The organism is uncultured Streptococcus sp., assembly GCF_938036805.1.
Taxonomy (GTDB): Bacteria; Bacillota; Bacilli; order Lactobacillales; family Streptococcaceae; genus Streptococcus.
This window is the reverse complement of record NZ_CALHWC010000047.1, coordinates 1-2460: the sequence shown is the minus strand read 5'-3', so window position 1 is coordinate 2460 and position 2460 is coordinate 1. Positions and strand designations below refer to the sequence as shown.

General features: G+C 45.0%; 3 protein-coding genes. All 3 read right to left on the bottom strand.

What is annotated here, in order from left to right; genetic code table 11:
* The coding region (locus tag Q0191_RS01915; RefSeq protein WP_297663321.1) for a phage portal protein at positions 1-979 on the bottom strand (979 nt) is incomplete at its 3' end.
* A 20-nt stretch (positions 980-999) separates the two neighbouring features.
* Entirely contained in the window at positions 1000-1191 is a 192-nt protein-coding gene (locus tag Q0191_RS01910; RefSeq protein ID WP_297663319.1) for a DUF1056 family protein, read from the bottom strand.
* Positions 1178-2460 (bottom strand): terminase TerL endonuclease subunit (locus tag Q0191_RS01905; protein ID WP_297663317.1); only part of this gene is annotated, 1283 nt, incomplete at its 5' end. The genes Q0191_RS01910 and Q0191_RS01905, both read right to left, overlap by 14 nt.

Sequence of the window (2460 nt, the reverse complement as noted above, 5' to 3'; positions counted from 1 at the left end):
AGTCTAGTTCAGTTCCTAGTTTATAAGTCATCTCGCTAATAACAGGTCGCAGATAGCGAGCCATTGCGTTAGCGTAGACATTGCTAATTTGTTCAACAGATGACTGTTGATCTCCTTGCCCGCCCAGATAGCTATCTGGGATACCGTAAACTTTGGCAAATTGCTTACTAGTCCAGTCTGCCTGAGATAGTAGTTGGGCCACATTAGATTTGATTTCTAGTGGAGTGAACTCCTCCAGGTCATCAAGCACCAACGGGCCGCCTGTCATCTGTTGCATGACCGATCTTGACCGAGCCATCTTAGTCTTGTTATCAAGTAGTCCACCATTCTTAATTTTCAATACACCATTCATTTTCAATGAATTTTTCAGCGAGTTGAAAGTTAGGTCGTCTGATGCTTTTTTGATTCTTAGCTCTCGGCCGAGCGCCAAAAGTGGACTAACCCCAGTCCGGCCACCGTCCGTAGAAACAAGTCTGAAATGCAACACATCGCCTTGCGGAACTTGCAAGAGTGGTCTTATTCTCGGATCTGTAAAAGTAATGTTGTAATAAGTGCCGTTTTCGTATTCGTAGTAATTCATGTGAACCTGTGACGGTTTTAGAAACTCCCATTTTACGTCTCGGCCGTTCTCGTTGCGCCAGCGGTAAGCAAAGGCCTCTCCTGCCAACAATAATTGAGCGTATAACGACTGATAGAAGCCGTGTCGGCTGGCATTTGTGCTTGGATTATCTATAATTCCTTGCCAGCGTTTTTGAGTAGCGGTTAATTTGACAGTTGCAAGGTCGCTTGATAGCTGACTGATGATAGCGTATAGGTCTGAATTCTGCAAAGCAGACTGCGCAGATACCCACTCACCACCACTCAAAGAAGCACTCAAGAAATCTTGGCCATCATCAGCAAATACTCTGTCGAAACTACTGTTATCTACCGACTTGCTTTCTGCTATATTCATAAAATTTGGCGGTTTAAACAATGGCATGTTTTTACCTCACCCCCTTTCTATTCCTGTTGCCGCGCTTGTATAATTTCTGATACGAAACCGGCCAAGATGAAAGTGATTGTCAGGCTGATCCCGAATGCTAACCATCCAACTCGATACATGGTCACATTGATCGTGACGGCCGCGGCTAGAAACATAAAGACATCAAAAAAAGCCCAAACTAGGCTGAAAAATGTTTTAAAAATCGTCATAATCGTAAAATTCTTCCTCCAAAAGCCCACTTTCCGGGTTATTAAGCCAATCTAGAACCGCTTGCTGGCTCATATGTTCGACTTGATAGGTTTTGTCATTTGCAATCCCATAATCTTCGTAATGATACATAGCTTGATAGCAAGCGTCTATAATCGCATCCACTACATCGACTTTTAGAGTCGATTTCATCTTGTCAACCTGTATGCCGATGTTATCCTGCTTAATGACAGCATTTATCAGCGCCTTTTCCATGATGACATCATTTAAGCGGGTTACAGAGCCCTCTACAAAGATCTTTTGCAGGAACTTTGTAGGGTCTTTTAGCTCGCTTGTCCGCTGCCGAATAGGCATGAGCGGGTAGCTGGTGTTAAGCTCCAGAGCTTTGATAACCTTAGTCACGCCCATTGCATCATAACCAAAGAAAATCACATCTAGGTTATTATCCTCGATGTAGTTCACCAACCAATCATAGACTTGGTCGTCGTTGATTAGGCCCTGCGGGTGGCTGGTAATCGTGCAGTAGCCCTGTTTCTCTTGTTCTCGGTAGTTGATGCCGTCCTGCTTCTCCTTAGCCTCTATACTGCCGGCCTGATTCCAAGGAATGAATGAATGCTGCTCTAAATGCCAGCGTTCTTCTCCTTCGTATGGATAGACAAAAGCTATAGAAGTGTTATCTGATGACATAGAGTAGTCAACCCCGACATATACGCGCCGGCCAAACCTTGGAAAGTCGTCTATAACGGCTTTCTCTATATCCTCAAGAGCAAGGAAGCTGTTGCTGTCTGCGTTCAGCCAGCAATTCATGTTCTTCACTTGGAAGTCTGCCAGCTTTCCCATGAGCATCTTTTTATCGCGCTCAGAGATAAGTCCTCTAAGCAGCTTCTCGCGCTTGTCAGCAAGGTTTAGAAGTGGGTTGCTCTTAGCCCATATCTCGGGCTGAAAAGTCTCTTCTAGGCTGTCCTGTGCCCACACAAGGCAAAGCTGGTCATCACTTGCCCGGTCAAAGTCTCGTTCCATGACCTCTATTAGTTTTTTCTGCTCCTTGTGGAAAGGAACATCTGGGACTGTGTAAGACGTGGATATTTCCACGAATCGAGCGCCTGGGGTGTTGATCTGGCCGGATGTGATTTTAGAAATCCCATCATCTCGGGTCAACTCCCCGACCTCGTCAGCAATGGCAAGCAGAAAGTGATTTGAGTCAAACTTGCCAGACTCAAAAGAGATGGTCTTAATGATATTGTTATCATTAGCAGCCTTTATTTCTCGTG